This is a genomic window from Achromobacter sp. (genome assembly GCF_049647645.1).
In the GTDB taxonomy this organism is placed as follows: domain Bacteria; phylum Pseudomonadota; class Gammaproteobacteria; order Burkholderiales; family Burkholderiaceae_B; genus Achromobacter.
The window spans coordinates 13,900-32,337 of record NZ_JBARYB010000201.1 but is presented as its reverse complement, the minus strand read 5'-3'; the positions used below and the strand labels follow the sequence as shown (position 1 = coordinate 32,337).

Here is an 18,438-nt window from a genome sequence, read left to right as displayed (position 1 = left end):
GAAACCGGTTGCACCAGCCGCGAAAAGGCCTCTCCTGCGGAACGTGGCAAAATTGACTCTTTGTCGCTGCTTTTTCCTATTCTTTCAAGAATGACCTCCGCCACGACGCCGACCCCTGCCGCATCAAATTTCCTGCTCAACATCGTTCAAGACGACCTCGAAGCCCAGCGCTTCGCAGGCAAGCGTTGGGCGGGCAAGCCTGGCCCGGCGGCCTTGCAACAGCAGGGCGAAATGGATCCGGCCCGCATCCGCACGCGCTTTCCGCCGGAGCCCAACGGCTACCTGCATCTCGGCCACGCCAAGAGCATCTGCGTGAATTTCGGGCTGGCCCGCGACTTCGGCGGCGTCTGCCACCTGCGCTTCGACGACACCAATCCGGAAAAGGAAGACCAGGAATACGTCGACGCCATCATCGAGGCCGTGCACTGGCTGGGCTTCGACTGGAAGGCCGACGGCAATGACAACCTGTACTTCGCCAGCGACTACTTCGGCTACATGTACGAGTTCGCCGAGGCGCTGGTCGAGGCCGGCCACGCCTACGTGGACGAGCAAAGCCCCGAAGAGATCCGCGCCAACCGCGGCACGCTGACCGAACCCGGCACCGACTCGCCCTGGCGCAACCGCCCGGCGGCCGAGTCGCTGACGCTGCTGCGCGAAATGCGCGACGGCAAACACCCGGACGGCAGCCTGGTGCTGCGCGCGAAGATCAACATGGCTTCGCCCAACATCAACCTGCGCGACCCGGTCATGTACCGCGTGCGCCACGCCCACCACCACCGCACCGGCGACCAGTGGTGCATCTACCCGATGTACAGCTGGGCGCATCCGGTCGAAGACGCGCTCGAAGGCATCACGCACAGCGTCTGCACGCTGGAGTTCGAAGACCAGCGCCCGTTCTACGACTGGATCCTGGCGCGCCTGGCCGAACTCGGCAAGCTGGCGCAGCCGCTGCCGCACCAATACGAATTCGCGCGCCTGAACGTGAGCTACGTCGTCACCAGCAAGCGCAAGCTGCTGCAACTGGTGCGCGAAGGCCACGTGGACGGCTGGGACGACCCCCGCATGCCGACCCTCTTCGGCCTGCGCCGGCGCGGCTACACGCCTGCTTCGATCCGCCTGTTCTGCGACCGCACCGCCGTCTCCAAGTCCGATTCCCGCATCGACTACAGCCTGCTGGAGCAGGCGGTGCGCGACGACCTGGACCCGATCGCGCCGCGCTCGGTGGCCGTGCTGGATCCGATCAAGCTGGTCATCACCAACTACCCGGAAGGCCAGACCGAAATCTGCACCGCGCCGCGCAACCCGCACGATCCCGAGGCCGGCGTGCGTGAATTCCCGCTGTCGCGCGAGCTCTGGATCGAACGCGACGACTTCCGCGAAGAAGCGCCCAAGAAGTACTTCCGCCTGTTCCCGGGCAACACCGTGCGCCTGAAGTACGGCTATGTAATGCGCTGCACCGGCTTCACCAAGAACGAAGCCGGCGAAGTCGTCGAGGTCCAGGCCGAATACCTGCCGGAAACCAAGAGCGGCACGCCGGGCGCCGACAGCGTCAAGGTCAAGGGCAACATCACCTGGGTCAGCGCGGCCCACGCAGTGCCTGCCCAGATCCACCTGTACGACCGCCTGTTCGCGGACGCGCGTCCCGACGGCGGCGACAAGGACTTCCTGGCCTGCCTGAACCCGAACTCCAAGCTGACCGTCACGGCCTGGCTGGAGCCGGGCACCGTCGCCACGCCCGGCGCCACATGGCAGTTCGAGCGGCTGGGCTACTTCACCGCCGACCTGAAGGAATCCACTGCCGAAGCGCCGGTGCTCAACCGCATCGTGACCCTGCGCGATTCCTGGACCCAAGGCTGACGCGCCTGGCGTCCGCATTGCCGGGAAAAGGCGCCGAAAGGCGCCTTTTTCTTTGGGTCCGCCTCCTGCGCATGCCGCCCCTGGGCGGGTTATCATCCCCCGAACCCCGCAGCCGGTCGAGCGCGCCGTTTCCCGGCCCCAAGACCGCCAGCCACAATCAAGATGAACACTGAATCCCTAGCCCTGGACTTCAAAAGCGCCACCCTTTACGCCATCCGGGTGGTCCTGCACAGCGCCGACCCTGAACGCCTGAACGCCGCCCTGGCCAAGCGCATGGCCGATGCCGGCAGCTTCTTCGAAAATGAACCCGTGGTCGTCGACGCCAGCCGCGTCGAGGAAAAAATCGATTGGACCGCCCTGGTGGCGGCCTTGCGCGGCCATAACCTGCCTCCCATCGGCGTGGTCGCCGAAGGCGCCAACCTGGAAGCCGCGCGCGCAGCCGGCCTGACCCCGGTGGAACTGTCCACGCCCGCGGCCCGGCCCGCGCCGGTGATCGACACCGCGCCGCCCAACGACGTCTCCACCCCGGTGCCCTCGGTGCCTGCCGCCGCGATTGAAACCGCGCCCGCGCCCACTGAAGTCTCCACCGAAACTGCCGTCGAACCGGAGGCGCCCGCCGGCAAGCCCGCGGCCGAACCGCTGCCCGCGCGCGCGGCCAGCAACACCACCTCGGCATCCAGCCCCACGCCCGCCGCGCCGCACTCGTCGTCGGCGCTGGTCATCACCAAGCCGCTGCGTTCCGGCCAGCGCGTCTACGCCCGCCACACGGACCTGGTGGTGATCGGCATGGTGAGCCAGGGCGCGGAAGTCATTGCCGACGGCAACATCCATGTCTACGGCCCGTTGCGCGGCAAGGCCATGGCCGGCGCCCGCGGCGACACCTCGGCGCGCATCTTCACGACCCATCTGGACGCTGAGCTGCTGGCCGTGGCCGGCGTGTACCGCGTGGTCGAGGACAAGCTGGACCGCACGCTGCATAACCAGCCCGCGCTGGTCCGCCTGGACGGCGAGACGCTGCGCATCGAAGCCCTCAAGGCTTGATATCCGGCTCGCAACCGCCTACAGCGGCCGGCCGGATGCGCGGACACCCGCGCAAATTTCCACACATCCTGTAAGAAGCCTTACAAGGGCTTTTTGCTTTACGATAACGCGATTTATTCGAACATAAGGGTTTGATCGTCATGACACGCATTGTTGTGGTGACTTCCGGCAAAGGCGGCGTGGGCAAAACCACGACCAGCGCCAGTTTTTCTGCAGGACTCGCGATGCGGGGCCACAAGACCGCTGTCATCGACTTCGATGTCGGCTTGCGCAACCTCGACCTGATCATGGGCTGCGAACGGCGCGTCGTGTACGACTTCGTCAATGTGATCCAGGGCGAAGCCACGCTCAACCAGGCCCTCATCAAGGACAAGCAGCTCGAAAACCTGTTCATCCTGCCCGCCTCGCAGACGCGCGACAAAGACGCGCTGACGCAGGAAGGCGTGGAAAAGGTCATCAACGACCTCAAGGGCATGGGCTTTGACTACATCGTCTGCGACTCGCCCGCCGGCATCGAAACGGGCGCCCTGATGGCCGCCTACTTCGCCGACGACGCGCTGGTCGTGACCAACCCGGAAGTCTCGTCGGTGCGCGACTCCGATCGCATCCTGGGCATCCTGGCCGCCAAGTCCAAGCGCGCCGTGGACGGCGACGAGCCGGTCAAGGAATACCTGCTGCTCACGCGCTACAGCCCCAAGCGCGTGGTCGACGGCGAAATGCTGTCGCTGGGCGACATCGAGGACATCCTGCGCATCAAGCTGATCGGCGTGATCCCCGAATCGGAAGCGGTGCTGCAGGCATCGAACCAAGGCCTGCCGGCCATCCACCTCAGAGACACCGACGTCTCCGAAGCCTACAAGGATGTCGTGGCCCGTTACCTTGGCGAAGACAAGGCCCTGCGCTTTACCGATTACGAAAAGCCCGGTTTCCTGAAACGCCTGTTCGGAGGCAAGTAAGCAATGTCCTTCCTGTCGTTTCTGCTCGGTCAAAAGAAAACTTCCGCATCCGTCGCCAAGGAACGGTTGCAGATCATCCTGGCCCACGAGCGGGGCCGCGGCGATTCGCCCGACTACCTGCCGCAGCTGCAGCAGGAGCTTATCGCTGTCATTTCGAAATACGTGAAGATCAACCCCGAGGACATCAAGGTGCACCTGGAACGCCAGGACACGCTGGAAGTCCTGGAGGTGAAGATCGAAATGCCGCAGAACGAGACCTGATGCGGCTGTGCGCCCCCCAGGGGCGCGCGCCACGGTCAAAAAAAATGCCCGGCGATGCCGGGCATTTTGTCTTGGGGCAGCGCAAGCCTTAACGCTTGCCGACCTGATCGCCGATGACGCCGCCGATCGCCGCTCCGCCCACCGTTCCGAGGATGCCGCCGTTGGTGATCACGGCGCCTGCCACGCCGCCCAATGCGGCGCCGCCGACGGTGCTCTTCTGGCGATGGCTCATGCCGTCCCAGGAAGAGCAGCCAGCCATGGCGGCGGTCATCGCCAGCGCGACACAGATTTTGGAAAGAGATGCGATTTTCATATTTGTGGTTCCTATTCTCGTACCCGGAAGCCGCGCATGAAACTGGATGCGAGCGCGCGGCGCCCATAAGGGCCTGGAACCTTCAGGATCGCAAAATAATCGTGCCCTGGCTGTGAAGTTTGCCCATGAATTGTGTCAAAGGGCGAGTTAATCTTTGCGTCCCCCAGGGACATTGTTGCAGCCACCAGGCGCTATTTGACCAGACGTAACACCTCGCGGAAGCGCGGGTGTTCGCAAGTGCGCATCCACTCGAATATCGCCATCTCGGACGTGACGATTTCAGCGCCATGGGCGCGCGCGCGGCGCAGCGCCGCGTGATGATCGGCAGGCTTGCGCGAGCCCGCGGCGTCCGACACCAACACCGCGTGGTAACCCAGATCGATCAGGCCGATCACGGTCTGCAGCACGCAGATGTGCGCCTCGCAGCCAGCCACCAGGATGGTCTTGCGCGCGGCCGGCAGCCAGGCCTCGAAGCCCGGCTCCAGCGCTGACGAGAAATGCATTTTCTGGAAGGTGGCCTGGACCTGCTCGCGCAGCGGCTCCACGGTGGCACCCAGCATTTTGGCGTGATGCTCGGTGGCGACGACCGGCACGTCCAGCAGATGCGCGGCCTGCGCCAGCTTGTAGGCGGTGCGGAGCACGGCCTCGCCATCGTGGATGACGGGCATCAGGCGGCCCTGCATGTCGACGATCAGCAGGGTGGAATCGGTGGCGGACAGCAGCATTGCGGGTACTCCTGGAAGTCGTCCTCAAGGCCTGTTCACACTGAAAGTCGCCTTGAACAGCCCTAGCATACCTCCGGCAAAAAAAATCCCGGCGCGGGGCCGGGATCTTTTCAGGCGCTGATTACTTCAGCGCCTTGTAGCGCAGGCGCTTGGGCTTGGCGCCCTCTTCGCCCAGGCGGCGCTTCTTGTCCGCTTCGTATTCCTGGTAGTTGCCGTCGAAGAACACGACTTGCGAGTCGCCTTCGAAGGCCAGGATGTGCGTGGCGATGCGGTCCAGGAACCAGCGATCGTGGCTGATGACCATGACGCTGCCGGGGAACTCCAGCAGCGCGTCTTCCAGCGCGCGCAGGGTTTCGACGTCGAGGTCGTTGGACGGTTCGTCCAGCAGCAGCACGTTGCCGCCGGCGATCAGCGTCTTGGCCATGTGCAGGCGGCCGCGTTCGCCGCCCGACAGTTGGCCCACGACCTTGTTCTGGTCACCGCCCTTGAAGTTGAAGCGGCCCAAGTAGGCGCGCGAAGACATTTCGAACTTGCCCACGGTCAGCAGGTCGGCGCCGTCGGCCACCGCGTCGAACACGGTCTTCTTGTCTTCCAGTGCGTCGCGCGACTGGTCGACGTAGGCCAGCTTGACGGTCTGGCCGATATTGACCTCGCCCGAATCGGGCTGCTCGCGGCCGGCGATCATGCGGAACAGCGTCGACTTACCGGCGCCGTTGGCGCCGATGATGCCGACGATGGCGCCAGGCGGCACCTTGAAGCTGAGGTTGTCGATCAGCAGGCGGTCGCCATAGGCCTTGCTGACGTTGTTGAATTCGATGACCTCGTTGCCCAGGCGCTCGCCCACCGGAATGAAGATTTCCTGGGTTTCATTGCGCTTCTGGTATTCGTAGGACGACAGTTCCTCGAAGCGAGCCAGGCGCGCCTTGGCCTTGGCCTGACGGCCCTTCGGGTTCTGGCGCACCCACTCCAGTTCCTTCTTGATGGTCTTCTGGCGGGCGGATTCGGACGACTCTTCCTGCTTCAGGCGGTCTTCTTTCTGCTCCAGCCACGAGCTGTAGTTGCCCTTCCAGGGAATACCGTAGCCACGGTCCAGTTCCAGGATCCATTCGGCCGCGTTGTCCAGGAAGTAGCGATCGTGGGTCACGCCCACCACGGTGCCCGGGAACTTGTGCAGGAACTGCTCCAGCCACTCCACGCTTTCGGCGTCCAGGTGGTTGGTGGGTTCGTCCAGCAGCAGCATGTCGGGCTTGGACAGCAGCAGGCGGCACAGCGCGACGCGGCGCTTCTCGCCCCCCGACAGATTGCCGATGACGGCGTCCCAGGGCGGCAGGCGCAACGCGTCGGCGGCGATTTCCATCTGGTGTTCGATATCGTCCGCGCCGCTGGAGGCGGCGGCGGCGATGATGGCTTCGAGTTCGGCCTGCTCAGCGGCCAGCGCGTCGAAATCAGCGTCCGGCTCGGCATAGGCGGCATAGACCTCGTCCAGGCGCTTTTTGGCGGTGACGACGGCGCCCAGGCCCTCTTCCACCGACTGGCGCACCGTGTGCTCAGGGTTGAGCTGCGGTTCCTGCGGCAGGTAGCCGATGTTCAGGCCCGGCATGGGGATGGCTTCGCCCTCGATTTCCTTGTCGACGCCAGCCATGATCTTCAGCAGCGTCGACTTGCCCGAGCCGTTCAGGCCCAGCACGCCGATCTTGGCGCCAGGAAAAAACGAAAGCGAGATATCGCGCAGGATCTGCCGCTTGGGCGGCACGATCTTGCCGACGCGGTTCATGGTGTAGACGTATTGGGCCATGGGCTCGTGTGAGTGATATAGCTGATAAACCGTTGATTGTAGGCCGGAACCTTGACCCGCGTGTGTCCACGGCCGAATACCCGGCCTGCGCGCCCCGTCCCGGGCGTCAGGCGGCCTTGGGCCGCGCCGCCCGGGCGCCGGAGCCGGTCTGCGCCAGCATCACTCCGGCCAGCGCCATGGCCCCGCCGACGATGTGGAACAGATGCGGCTTTTCGTCCAGGAACACCGCCGCGATCGCCACCGTGGCCACCGGCATGACGTTGAGGAAAATGCTCGCGCGGTTGGGCCCCAGATGCTTCACGCCCTGCATCCACAGGAAGGGCGCGAACAGCGACGGGAACACGGCCGCATACAGCACCAGCGGCAGGTTGTCGCCATTGAGCGGCGAAGGCGGCGCCATCAGGAAGGCCGGCAGCTGGAACAGCACGCCGAAAGCCACCTGTATATACAGCGACTGCCACGGCCCCACGGGCAAGGCCCAGCGGCGCAGCAGCACCCCGTACAGCGCATAGGCCAGCGCCCCTATGCCCATCAGCAGGTCGCCGCGGTTGGCGCCTACTTCCAGCAGGCGCGCGGGATCGCCCTCGCCGATCAGCAGGGCCAGGCCCGCCAGCGACAGCAGGCCGCCCAGCATGGCCATGACCGAGGGCAATTCGCGCAGCAGCAGCGCCACCACCGCAATGGTCATCAGCGGAATCATCGCCGTGATGATGCCCATATTGGTCGCCGTGGTGCTGGCCGCCGCCACATAGGCCAGCCCCTGGTACAGGGCCATGCCCAACCCGCCCAGCACGGCAAGCTTGGGCAAGTGGGCCAGGATCTGGCGGCGCTGCGCCCAGACGCCCGGCAGCACGAATGGCGTCAGCACCAAGCCCGCCAGGGCCCAGCGGTAGAAGCCGATGGCGGCCGGCGCGATGGCGGTGGCCGCCATCTTGGTGACGATCATGTTGACCGACCAGATCAGGGCCGCCAGCAATGGGTACAGCAGGTAACGGGCAGGAATATGCGGGGTGGAAACGCGCGTCATGAGGGGCAATGCACTGGTAAAGATGAGACAGGGCAAGTGTAGGATCTGTCCGACCTGATGTATATAATTAAAAACAGACAAAACCAGACGAAGTTCCGACATGTCCGCCGCCGATTCCGCGCCCGCGTTGGCCAGCCACCTGCCCTACCCGCTGGCTTGCCGCATCCTGCACTTCACGCCGAATTCCCGCATGAAGCGCCACAGCTCGCCCTGGGCGGAACTGAACCTCGCCATCTCCGGCATCATGGAAATCGGCATAGGCGACATCACGTATCTGTCACCGCCGCAGTACGCCATCTGGATACCTCCGCACGTCGAGCATTGCTGCCAGAACGAAGGCGAGGTCCATTACGCCTGCATCGACATCCCCGCCGCGGCCTGCGCCGGCCTGCCCCAGGAACCCTGCACGCTGGAGATCAGCCCGGTCATGCGCGCCATCCTGGGCGACTTCGAACGGCGCGGCGTCAGCTATCCGGATACGCCGGAAGACCGGCGCATGGCGCAGATCGTCATCGACCAGGCGCGCCAGGCGCGGGCCTACGCCAGTTACCTGCCTTCGACCGCCGACCCGCTGCTGGCGCCCATCCTGTCGGCGCTGCAGCACAGCCCGGGTGACAAGCGCGGCGCCGCGCACTGGGCCGCCACTGCCGGCATTACCGAACGCACGCTGCTGCGCCACTGCCAGCAGCGCCTGGGCATGTCGTTCAATGAATGGCGCCTGCGGCTGCGCGTGGTCAGCGCCCTGGGCATGCTGGACGCGGGCCGGCCGGTACAGTCCGTGGCGCGCGAGCTGGGCTACAGCACGCCCTCGGCCTTCATCGCCATGTTCCAGCGACTTACCGGCGAATCGCCCGACACCGCGCGCAGGCGCAGCCAGGGCGGCGCGCCCGCGCCATGACCCCGGGAAACCGCGTCATCCAAGCGCCTGATGCAAGGCGGCGCCGATCGCGAGACAATACGCTGTAGCCAGGGCCTGTCAGCAGGCCCATTTCTTGCCGTGCCGTCGCGGCTTCATCGCGCCCAGGAACCCTCTTCATGTCTGCCTCCGCCACTCCCCCCGCTTCCTTGACCCATTTCAGTACCGCCGAACTGGACATGCTGGCCAAGACCGCCGACGCCCTGAGCGCCTACCTGGGCAAACCCGTGCTGGCCGAAGTGGTGCTGGGCGATGACGGCACCGAATGGGTGACCTATGGCGTGCCCATGGACGAAAACGCCAAGCCCGACGAGGACCAGACCCACGTGCAGCTGGGAGGCGCCGGCGCCCGCCTGCTGGGCAACCGCGGCGGCCTGCCCCCGTCCGATGACGACACCTACGACTGCCTCTACCTCTGGGCCATCGAGATCTCGCTGAACGAAGGCGAGCGCTTCATCAAGCTGGACCACGACGGCGAAGAGTCCGCGTGGTCCGACAATCTGGAAGACGTGCTGCCGTTCGCCCTGACGGAAGAACCCGCGCCGGCGGACCCGGACGCGGAGGATGACGAAGACGAGGAAGAAGAGGAAGACGAGGACGACGGGGACGAGGCCGATGGCCACGACCACGACCATCCTCACGACCGCAACCACCGCCACTGAAGCGGCGCCGGACGGCGGGTTGCGGCTGGCCTGACGCCAGGCACCCGCGCCGTCCGCGGATCAGACCGAGATCCGCCCTTCCTGCACGGCGTGGCAGGCCACCACCGACACGCCGGCCGCCATCGCCGCTGGCGCCTCGGCCTTGCAGCGCTCGTTGGCATGCGGGCAGCGCGGATGGAAGGTGCAGCCCGAGGGCGGATTCAAGGGATTGGGCACCTCACCCGCCACCGCGGTGCGCGGCTTGCCCGCGCCGTTGATGTCGGGAATGGCTTCCAGCAGCATGCGCGTGTACGGATGGCGCGGCCGCGCGAACAGTTCGTCGCGCGGCGCCACTTCCACCATGCGGCCCAGGTACATCACCCCCACCCGGTCGGCCACGTGGTGCACCACCGCCAGGTTGTGGGAAATGAACAGATAGGTCAGCCCCAGGTTGCGCTGCAAGTCCTTCATCAGGTTCAGCACCTGCGCCTGCACCGACACGTCCAGCGCCGAGGTCGGCTCGTCGCACACCAGGAATTCGGGATTCACCGCCAGCGCCCGCGCGATCGAGATGCGCTGGCGCTGGCCACCTGAAAACTGGTGCGGATAGCGTCCCTGGTCGGCAGGATCCAGGCCCACCTGCTTGAGCAGTTCACCCACGCGCGCGCTGCGCTCGTCCGCCGTCATGGCGGTGTGGGTCAGCATGGGCTCGGCGATGATGCGTCCCACGCGCCAGCGGGGGTTCAGGCTGGCATAGGGATCCTGGAAAATCATCTGCAGGCGCTTGCGCAGGACGCGTCCGCCCGGCTCCGACATGCGCGACAACGGCTGCCCGTCAAAGCGGATGTCGCCGCGGGTCAGGCCGTACAGGCCCACCAGCATGCGCGCCACGGTCGATTTGCCGCAGCCCGATTCTCCGACCAGCGCCAACGTTTCGCCGCGCGCGATCTCGAACGAGATCCCGTCGACGGCGCGCAGCATCACGCGCGGCTTGCCCGCGAGCTTGCGTTCCAGCCACGGCGGCGACACATCGAACCAGCGCGCGGCGTCCTTTACTTCTACCAAGGGCGTCGTCATGCGGCCACCTTGTCGTTGTTGTCGTGCAGCCAACAGGCCGCGCGGGACGTGCCCGCCGCCATCAGCTCCGGGCGTTCCACGCCACAGCGCGGCAGACGCTGGCCGCAGCGCGGATTGAAGGCGCAACCCGGCGGAATGGCGTTCAGGCGCGGCATGCTGCCGTCGATCTGCACCAGCCGTTCGGAATGCCCCTCCAGCGACGGGATCGATCCCATCAGCCCCGTCGTATAGGGATGGCGCGGCTTGTGGATCACGTCCGCCACCGGTCCGATCTCGGCCACGCGGCCCGCGTACATCACCGCCACCCGGTCGGCAGTCTCGGCGATCACGCCCATGTCGTGCGTGATCAGCATCACGGCCGTGCCGTTTTCGCGGCACAGGCGCTTGAGCAGTTCGATGATCTGCGCCTGGATGGACACATCCAGCGCGGTCGTGGGCTCGTCGGCCACCACCAGCTTGGGTTCCGCCGCCAGGGCCAGCGCGATCACCACGCGCTGGCGCATGCCGCCGGAAAACTGGTGCGGATAGTGGTCGATGCGTTCGCGCGCGGCCGGAATGCCGGTAGCCGCCAGCAATTCCACTGCGCGGTTGCGCGCCTGGGCCCAGCTCAGGTCCAGGTGCGTCACGATGGTTTCCGCCAACTGCCGGCCCACCGTGTACAGCGGGTTCAGCGAGGTCAGCGGATCCTGGAACACCGCGCCGATTTCGCGGCCGCGCACGCGGCGCATCTGCTCGTCGGGCAGGTTGTCGATGCGGCGGCCCGCCAGCAGGATCTCGCCCGCGGCGATGCGCCCCGGCGGCTCCAGCAAGCCGATGATGGATGCGCCGGTCAAGGACTTGCCGGCGCCGGATTCGCCCACTACGCCCAGGACTTCGCCAGCCTGGATGGAAAAGGACACGTCATCCAGGGCGCGCAGCGTGCCGCGACGCGTGGGAAACTCCACGCGCAGATTGCGGACTTCTAGTAATGCGCTCATGTAAACCTCAATTCAGCCGGGGGTTGAGCGCATCGCGCAGCCAGTCACCGAGCAGGTTGACCGACAGCACCAGCAGCACCAACGCCGCGCCCGGGAAGATGGTGATCCACCATTCGCCGGAAAACAGGAAGTCGTTGCCGATGCGGATCAGCGTACCCAGCGACGGCGCCGTCGGCGGCACCCCTACGCCCAGGAACGACAGCGTGGCTTCGGTGATGATGGCCGTGGCCAGATGCACCGTGGCCAGCACCAGCACCGGCCCCAGCACATTGGGCAGCACGTGGCGGAACATGATGACGGGCGAGGCCACGCCGATCACGCGCGCCGCCTGCACGTACTCGCGGTTCTTCTCCACCAGGGTGGAGCCGCGCACCGTGCGCGCGTACTGCGGCCAGCCCGCCAATGCGATCGCGCCGATCAGCACCGGGAACGCGATCAGCTCATGCAGCTCGCGCGGCACCGCCGCCCGTGCCACGCCATCGATCAGCAGCGCGATCAGGATGGCGGGGAACGACAGCTGCACATCGGCGATACGCATGATGAAGGCGTCGATACGCCCGCCCGCGTAACCCGATATCAGCCCCAACACGATGCCGATCAGCATGGACAACAGCACCGAGGCCAGGCCGATCAGCAGCGACACCCGGGTGCCGTACAGGATGGCCGAGTACAGGTCGCGGCCCTGGCTGTCGGTGCCCAGCAGATAGGTAGGCTGGCCGTTGGCCTCCCAGGCCGGCGGCAGCAGCGCGTCCAGCAATTCCACCTTCGTCAGGTCGAACGGGTTGTGCGGCGCCACCCAGCCGGCCCCGAAGGAGCCGATCAGCAAAGCCGCCAACATCAAGGTGGCGATGATGGCCACGGGCGCCCGGCGCCAGGCCCAGGCGATGTCGCTGTCCCACCAGCGTTTGAGTACGGCGCGCATCAGTGAGCCCCCCCGCCGCGGGTCAGCCCGGAACGCAGGCGCGGGTCCACGACAAAATACAAAAGATCGACGATCAGGTTGATCACCACGAACACCAGCGCGATCAGGCACAGGTAGGCCGCCATGACGGGCACGTCGGCGAATTGCACCGCCTGGATGAACAGCAGCCCCATGCCCGGCCACTGGAATACGGTTTCCGTGACGATGGCGAAGGCGATGATGCCGCCCAGCTGCAGGCCGGTGATGGTGATGACCGGCACCATCGTATTCTTCAGCGCATGGCCGAAGTGGATGGCGCGGCGCTTCAGGCCGCGGGCGCGCGCAAACTTGATGTAGTCCGAACGCAGCACCTCCAGCATCTCCGAGCGCACCAGCCGCAGCACCAGGGTCATCTGGAACAGCGACAGGGTGATCGACGGCAGGATCAAGTGCTTCCAGCCCGTGGCGGTGAACAGCCCCGATGACCACCAGCCCACGCTGACGGTGTCGCCCCGCCCGTAGCTGGGCAGCCAGCCCAGTTGCACGGAGAACACCAGGATCAACAGGATGCCGATCAGGAAGGTGGGCAGCGACACGCCCAGCAAGGAGCCGGCCAGCAGCAGCTGGGACACCAGGCTGTTGCGCTTGAGCGCGGTGTACACGCCCAGCGGCACGCCCACCAGCAGCGCCAGCAAGGCAGCCACCATGGACAGCTCCAGCGTGGCCGGCAGGCGGGATTTCAGCAGGGTGGAAACCGGTTCGCTCTGGCGCAGGGAGATGCCGAAATTGCCCTGCAGGGCGTTGCCCACGAAATGGCCGAATTGGACGATGGCGGGCTCGTTCAGCCCCAGGCGCTCACGCAGTTCGATGCGTTCGGCATCGGTGGCGTCCTGTCCCAGCATGATGGTGACGGGGTCGCCGACGTATTGAAAAAGCACAAAGGCCAGTAGCGCGACGGTGAGCATCACCGCTACGGCCTGCAACAGGCGACGCAGTATGAAAGCAAACATAGGCGGAAAAGGCGAAACAGCGAAAGCCCGCTGGCCTGCTCGGTATGAACAGGCCAGCGGGCTGCGCCGTTTGATTAGCCTGGATCAGTCAACCTTGACCCAATCGGCAACGAGGCGATTGTCGGCACGGTGGATGACCGTGACGTTCTTGCGCATGGCCCAGGGAATGACCTGGTCGTGCAGCGGGATGTGGCCGAAGTCCTTGGCGTGCCCTTGCAGCACGGTGATGATATCGGCGTCGCGCTTGGCCGGATCGGTTTCGGTCTTGATCCGGTCGATGATGACGTCCAGTTCCTTGTTGCTGTAGTTGCCCAGGTTGTACATGCCGTCCGCGCCCTCGCCCTTGGTGCGGATCAGGTTCTGCAGCGTGTACATGGCGTCGAACGTGGGCACGCCCCAGCCGAACAGGAAGGCGCTGGTGTCGAACGACTGCACCTTGGGGAAATAGGTGGAGCGCGGCATGGCGTTCATGGTGGCCTTGACGCCCACCTTGGCCCACATGCCGACGACCGCCTGGCAGATGGCTTCGTCGTTGATGTAGCGGTTGTTCGGGCAGTCCAGCGTGAAGTTCAGCGTGCCGTCGTAGCCGGCGTCCTTCAGCAGGGCGCGGGACTTTTCGGGATCGTAGGGCACGCGCGCTTGCAGGGTCTGGGCCCAGCCGTGCACCTGCGGCGCGATCATCGTGCCGGTGGGCGCGGACAGGCCGCGCATCACGGCGCGCTTGATCGCGTCCACGTCGATGGCGCGGTACAGCGCTTCGCGCACGCGGATGTCCTGGAACGGGTTCTTGCCCTTGATGTTGGAGTACTGGAGTTCCGGACGCTTCTGGTCCAGGCCCAGGTAGATGGTGCGGTATTCGTTGCCTTCCACCACCTTGGCCGACTGGCGCAGGCGCTCCAGGTCCTGGGCCGCCGGATCCAGCACGAAGTCGATTTCGCCCGACAGCAGCGCCGCGGTGCGCGTGGCGTTCTGCTTGATCGGCGTGAACACGACTTCGGTCACGTTGCCGACCTTGCCGGCCTTGTTCCACCAGTCCTTGTTTTCCTCGAACACCGTGCGCACGTCGACTTCGCGCGACTTCAGCTTGTAGGGGCCGGTGCCGTTGGTGTTGCGCGCGGCGTAGGTCTCTTCCTTGTTGACGAAGTCCTGCGGCTTGGCGGCGTTGTTCTTTTCCGACCAGGCCTTGTTCATGATGAACACGTTGGTCAGCTGGCGCAGCAGCACGGGGTTGGGCGCCGAGGTTTCGATCTCGACCGTCAGGTCGTCGATCTTGCGCGCTTCCTTGATGCCGGTGGTGTAGGCCTTGTAGTTCGAGGTGGGCGCCATGGCGCGGTGGATCGAAAACACCACGTCGTCGGCGGTGAAGGCGGCGCCGTCGTGGAACTTCACGCCGGGGCGCAGCTTGAAGCGGTACAGCGTGGGCGACACCTGCTCCCACTCCGTGGCCAGGCGCGGGTTGATCTTGAAGGACTTGTCGTAGTCCACCAGCGGTTCGTAGACATAGCTGTTGGCGGCGATCGTCATGCCTTCGTTCTGCGAGTGCGGATCGAAGGTGAGGATGTCGCCCTGGGCGGCCCAGCGGAAGGTCTTGGCTTGCCCGATCGTGGGCACGGCAACGGCGGCGGCGATCGCGATAGCAATCAAAGTGCGGCGCATAGGTTCAACTCCTGACTGTAGTCTGAATACCGGCGCGATATTGCCTAGCCGCAAGACCTCCGTCAATTGAGGGTTTATGCGTACCGTAGGGGGTTTCCACAGAGGGAACACCAATTGGGGACACATAAGCTTGTAACAAAATAATCGAAGCAAACAGCGTTGGGTATGCCCCGGGGGACGCCCGCCTGGCTATTCGTCGTCCGGCGCCGACAGTTCCAGCGGCACGTGCTCCGTCATCAGCACCTCCAGCATGTCAATCAGCATCGCGGCCTTTTCCTCGCCGAAGGGCGCGAGCACGGCCTTCTGGTGCTGCAAGGCTTGATCGCACAGCGCGGCGATCAGGTTGCTGCCCTTGGTGGTGATGCAGACCCGGGTCTGGCGCCGGTCCGCGCGCACGCCGGTGCGCGCCACCAGGCCTTCGACCTCCATGCGCTGCACCACCTTGCTCAGGGTCGGCTGCTTGGTGATGGCCAGCACCGCCAGCATGCCTATGGTTTCGCCCGGGCTGCCCTGCAGGCTGGCCAGCACCCGCCATTCGGTCACCGACAGGCCGGCCGCCTTCACCTGCAGATGGAATTCCGCAGAAATGCGCTGGCTGGCCTGCGCCAGCAGATAGGCCAGATAACCATCGACGAAGCGGGCCTTGTGCGCCGCCGCGTCCGTGTCCCGCTGCTTGTCCAACCGCATGTTGCTTTGCTCCCACGCACCGGAATCCAGGGCCTGCGCCGGCCCGACGAAATGCGCATTGCACCACGCTGGCGCAAACGCGCGCCATGATGTGCCGCAATGCTGTTGCGCAGCACAGGGTATACCCGGAATCGCAACCCGTTTTTGCACCATCGCAGCGCCTCAATCGCGCTGCGAACTAGAGAACAACGAGTATATACGTCATTGTTTTAGCGTGATATTTTTTGTTTTCCATGAAATTTCATCTTTTTTGTTGACAGCTAAAACGTTGACTCCTAAAGTATTTTTAAGACGAGAATTTCCTGACGTGACGATGCTGCGCAGCAGCAATCATTGAGGACCCGCAGGCCGGGCCGCGAAGGAGAGCCAGATGGCTGAAAGGTCTTTCAAAAAAGAAGTCCAGCAGTTGCGCATCGGCGCGGGCGAAGAGTTCCGCGGAGAAGGCATACTTGCGGTCACCAAGGCCTTGCTGCAATCCGGCGTGGGCTACGTCGCGGGTTACCAGGGCTCGCCGATCTCGCATCTGATGGACGTGCTGGCCGACGCCAATGACATCCTCCAGGAACTCGGCGTGCACTTCGAGGCCAGCGCCTCCGAAGCCACCGCAGCAGCGACGCTGGCCGCGTCGGTCATGTACCCCATCCGCGGAGCGGTCACCTGGAAGTCCACCGTGGGCACCAACGTTGCGTCCGACGCGCTGGCCAACCTGGCTTCCGGCGGCGTCACGGGCGGCTCGCTCGTCATCGTGGGCGAGGACTACGGCGAAGGCTCGTCCATCATGCAGGAACGCTCGCACGCGTTCGCCATGAAGTCGCAGATCTGGCTGCTGGACCCGCGCCCCAACCTGGAAAGCATGGTCAAGGCGGTGGAAGACGGCTTCGAGCTGTCCGAGGCCAGCAAGACGCCCGTGATGCTGCAGTTGCGCATCCGCGGCTGCCACGTGCACGGCCGCTTCATCGCCAAGGAAAACAAGCGCCCCGAATTCTCGCTGGCCCAGGCGCTGGAGAATCCGGCGCGCGACACCAGCCGCATCGTGCTGCCGCCGGCCTCCTTCCTGCACGAGCAGGAAAAGATCAAGGAGCGCTGGCCCGCCGCCATCCGCTACATCAAGGAGCACAAGCTCAACGAGCACTTCGACGGCGACCAGGACGATATCGGCCTGATCCTGCAAGGCGGGCTCTACAACGGCGTGATCCGCGCGCTGCAGCTGCTGGGCCTGGCCGACAACTTCGGCAACAGCCGCATCCCGCTGTACGTCATGAACGTGACCTACCCCGTCATCGAGGACGAGGTCATCGACTTCTGCCGCGGCAAGCGCGCCGTGCTGCTGCTGGAAGAAGGCCAGCCGGACTACATCGAACAGAACCTGCACGCCGTGCTGCGCCGCGCCGGCATCGACACCAAGCTGTCCGGCAAGGACGTGCTGCCGATGGCGGGCGAGTACACCACCCAGGTCATGCGCGACGGCCTGCGCGAATTCCTCAAGCGGCAGCGCCCGGAATCGCTGCAGACGCATCCCGCCGCCGCGGCCGATGCCGAAGCTGCCGAACGCCAGCTCCAGGTCACCGAAGTGGCGCGGCCCAAGCCCGCCCGCCCGGCCGAACAGCCCATCACCTTCCACAAGCACGTCGAGGGCCTGGCCGCCGTGGTGCCGCCGCGCCCCGCCGGTTTCTGTACGGGCTGTCCGGAACGGCCAATCTTCTCGGCCCTGACCCTGGCGCAGGAAACGCTGGGCCAGCACCATATTTCCTGCGACATCGGCTGCCACCTGTTCTCCATCCTGCCGCCGTTCAACCTGGGCGCCACCACCATGGGCTACGGCCTGGGCGCCTCCAGCGCCGCGGCCTTCAACGTGCCGGCTGCCAAGCGCCCCATCTCCATCATGGGCGACGGCGGCTTCTGGCATAACGGGCTGTCCTCGGGCATCGGCAACGCGGTGTTCAACAAGTACGACGGCGTCATCGTCATCGTCGACAACTTCTACGCCTCGGCCACGGGCGGCCAGGACATCCTGTCCTCGCGCGCCGAAAATCCGGACCGCTCCACCAACAACCCGATCGACGCGGCTGTGCGCGGCGTGGGCGTGAAATGGGTGCGCACGCTGGACCGCACTTATGACGTCGCCAAGGTGCGCGCCACCATCGAAGAGGCGCTGACCACCGACATCAAGGGCCCCAAGGTCATCATCGCGCAGTCGGAATGCATGCTGAACAAGCAGCGCCGCATCAAGCCCCTATTCAACAAGGCAGTGAAGGAAGGCAAGCGCGTGGTGAAGGAACGCTTCGGCGTGGACCCGGACGTATGCACCGGCGACCATGCCTGCATCCGCCTGTCGGGCTGCCCGTCGCTGACGGTCAAGGACAGCGGCGACCCCCTGAAGGAAGACCCGGTGGCGCACGTGGAAAGCAGTTGCGTGGGCTGCGGCAATTGCGGCGAGGTCGCCCATGCCGCCGTGCTCTGCCCGTCCTTCTACCGCGCCGACATCGTCCACAACCCGACCGGCCGCGACCGTTTCCTGGCGCGCATGCGCACCGCCGTCATCGGCTTCCTGCAACGGCGCCGCGCCGCGCGCCTGGCCCACTACGCCCTCTGAGGATT

At 65.4% G+C, this 18,438-nt stretch carries 17 protein-coding genes; 7 read left to right on the top strand and 10 right to left on the bottom strand.

The window, feature by feature from the left end:
* Nucleotides 1-90 precede the first annotated feature (90 nt).
* The 4 genes from WBB14_RS22610 to minE all read left to right on the top strand — a co-directional run bounded on the left by WBB14_RS22610 (nucleotide 91) and on the right by minE (nucleotide 4,115).
* Nucleotides 91-1,857: a glutamine--tRNA ligase/YqeY domain fusion protein gene (locus WBB14_RS22610; RefSeq protein ID WP_424241820.1), complete on the top strand. Its 1,767-nt coding sequence runs from the start codon at nucleotides 91-93 to the stop codon at nucleotides 1,855-1,857.
* A gap of 162 nt (nucleotides 1,858-2,019) precedes the next feature.
* The gene (minC, locus tag WBB14_RS22605) at nucleotides 2,020-2,898 is read left to right on the top strand and encodes a septum site-determining protein MinC (protein ID WP_424241819.1); all 879 of its coding nucleotides are present in this window, start codon (nucleotides 2,020-2,022) and stop codon (nucleotides 2,896-2,898) included.
* 140 nt (nucleotides 2,899-3,038) lie between these two features.
* Nucleotides 3,039-3,854, top strand: a complete 816-nt coding sequence (minD, locus tag WBB14_RS22600) for a septum site-determining protein MinD (RefSeq protein ID WP_207470361.1) — start codon at nucleotides 3,039-3,041, stop codon at nucleotides 3,852-3,854.
* 3 nt (nucleotides 3,855-3,857) lie between these two features.
* Complete coding sequence (gene minE, locus WBB14_RS22595) at nucleotides 3,858-4,115, top strand: cell division topological specificity factor MinE (protein ID WP_006217654.1); 258 nt, start codon at nucleotides 3,858-3,860, stop codon at nucleotides 4,113-4,115.
* A gap of 88 nt (nucleotides 4,116-4,203) precedes the next feature.
* Here the strand turns inward: minE and WBB14_RS22590 are convergent, their stop codons facing one another.
* From WBB14_RS22590 to WBB14_RS22575, 4 genes are all read right to left on the bottom strand, one after another.
* Nucleotides 4,204-4,428: a glycine zipper 2TM domain-containing protein gene (locus tag WBB14_RS22590; RefSeq protein WP_332014222.1), complete on the bottom strand. Its 225-nt coding sequence runs from the start codon at nucleotides 4,426-4,428 to the stop codon at nucleotides 4,204-4,206.
* A gap of 191 nt (nucleotides 4,429-4,619) precedes the next feature.
* Nucleotides 4,620-5,153, bottom strand: coding sequence for an isochorismatase family protein (locus WBB14_RS22585; protein WP_424241818.1), 534 nt, complete (start codon nucleotides 5,151-5,153; stop codon nucleotides 4,620-4,622).
* Nucleotides 5,154-5,274: 121 nt separating this feature from the next.
* Entirely contained in the window at nucleotides 5,275-6,948 is a 1,674-nt protein-coding gene (gene ettA / locus WBB14_RS22580; RefSeq protein ID WP_424241817.1) for an energy-dependent translational throttle protein EttA, read from the bottom strand.
* Between the two features lie 106 nt (nucleotides 6,949-7,054).
* Nucleotides 7,055-7,975 carry a DMT family transporter gene (locus tag WBB14_RS22575; RefSeq protein ID WP_424241816.1) on the bottom strand — a complete coding sequence of 307 codons (921 nt, stop codon included), beginning with the start codon at nucleotides 7,973-7,975 and terminating at the stop codon, nucleotides 7,055-7,057.
* A gap of 100 nt (nucleotides 7,976-8,075) precedes the next feature.
* Here WBB14_RS22575 and WBB14_RS22570 point away from each other — a divergent pair, with 100 nt between their 5' ends.
* Both WBB14_RS22570 and WBB14_RS22565 read left to right on the top strand, forming a co-directional pair.
* A complete protein-coding gene (locus WBB14_RS22570; RefSeq protein ID WP_424241815.1) occupies nucleotides 8,076-8,873 on the top strand; it encodes an AraC family transcriptional regulator in 798 nt (265 codons plus the stop codon).
* Between the two features lie 137 nt (nucleotides 8,874-9,010).
* Nucleotides 9,011-9,553 carry a hypothetical protein gene (locus WBB14_RS22565; RefSeq protein WP_424241814.1) on the top strand — a complete coding sequence of 181 codons (543 nt, stop codon included), beginning with the start codon at nucleotides 9,011-9,013 and terminating at the stop codon, nucleotides 9,551-9,553.
* A 60-nt stretch (nucleotides 9,554-9,613) separates the two neighbouring features.
* Here the strand turns inward: WBB14_RS22565 and WBB14_RS22560 are convergent, their stop codons facing one another.
* From WBB14_RS22560 to WBB14_RS22535, 6 genes are all read right to left on the bottom strand, one after another.
* A complete protein-coding gene (locus WBB14_RS22560; protein WP_424241813.1) occupies nucleotides 9,614-10,609 on the bottom strand; it encodes an ABC transporter ATP-binding protein in 996 nt (331 codons plus the stop codon).
* Entirely contained in the window at nucleotides 10,606-11,586 is a 981-nt protein-coding gene (locus tag WBB14_RS22555) for an ABC transporter ATP-binding protein (RefSeq protein ID WP_424241812.1), read from the bottom strand. The genes WBB14_RS22560 and WBB14_RS22555 overlap by 4 nt, the downstream gene beginning before the upstream one ends.
* A gap of 7 nt (nucleotides 11,587-11,593) precedes the next feature.
* Nucleotides 11,594-12,508: an ABC transporter permease gene (locus WBB14_RS22550; protein ID WP_332014229.1), complete on the bottom strand. Its 915-nt coding sequence runs from the start codon at nucleotides 12,506-12,508 to the stop codon at nucleotides 11,594-11,596.
* Nucleotides 12,508-13,497, bottom strand: a complete 990-nt coding sequence (locus WBB14_RS22545) for an ABC transporter permease (protein ID WP_424241811.1) — start codon at nucleotides 13,495-13,497, stop codon at nucleotides 12,508-12,510. Before WBB14_RS22545 ends, WBB14_RS22550 begins: the two co-directional genes overlap by 1 nt.
* A gap of 84 nt (nucleotides 13,498-13,581) precedes the next feature.
* Nucleotides 13,582-15,153, bottom strand: coding sequence for an ABC transporter substrate-binding protein (locus WBB14_RS22540; RefSeq protein ID WP_424241810.1), 1,572 nt, complete (start codon nucleotides 15,151-15,153; stop codon nucleotides 13,582-13,584).
* A 189-nt stretch (nucleotides 15,154-15,342) separates the two neighbouring features.
* Nucleotides 15,343-15,840, bottom strand: a complete 498-nt coding sequence (locus WBB14_RS22535; RefSeq protein ID WP_424241809.1) for a MarR family winged helix-turn-helix transcriptional regulator — start codon at nucleotides 15,838-15,840, stop codon at nucleotides 15,343-15,345.
* A gap of 370 nt (nucleotides 15,841-16,210) precedes the next feature.
* On the opposite strand from WBB14_RS22535, the gene WBB14_RS22530 reads away from it, so the two are divergent.
* Complete coding sequence (locus WBB14_RS22530; RefSeq protein ID WP_424241808.1) at nucleotides 16,211-18,433, top strand: thiamine pyrophosphate-dependent enzyme; 2,223 nt, start codon at nucleotides 16,211-16,213, stop codon at nucleotides 18,431-18,433.
* The last annotated feature ends 5 nt before the right edge of the window (nucleotides 18,434-18,438 follow it).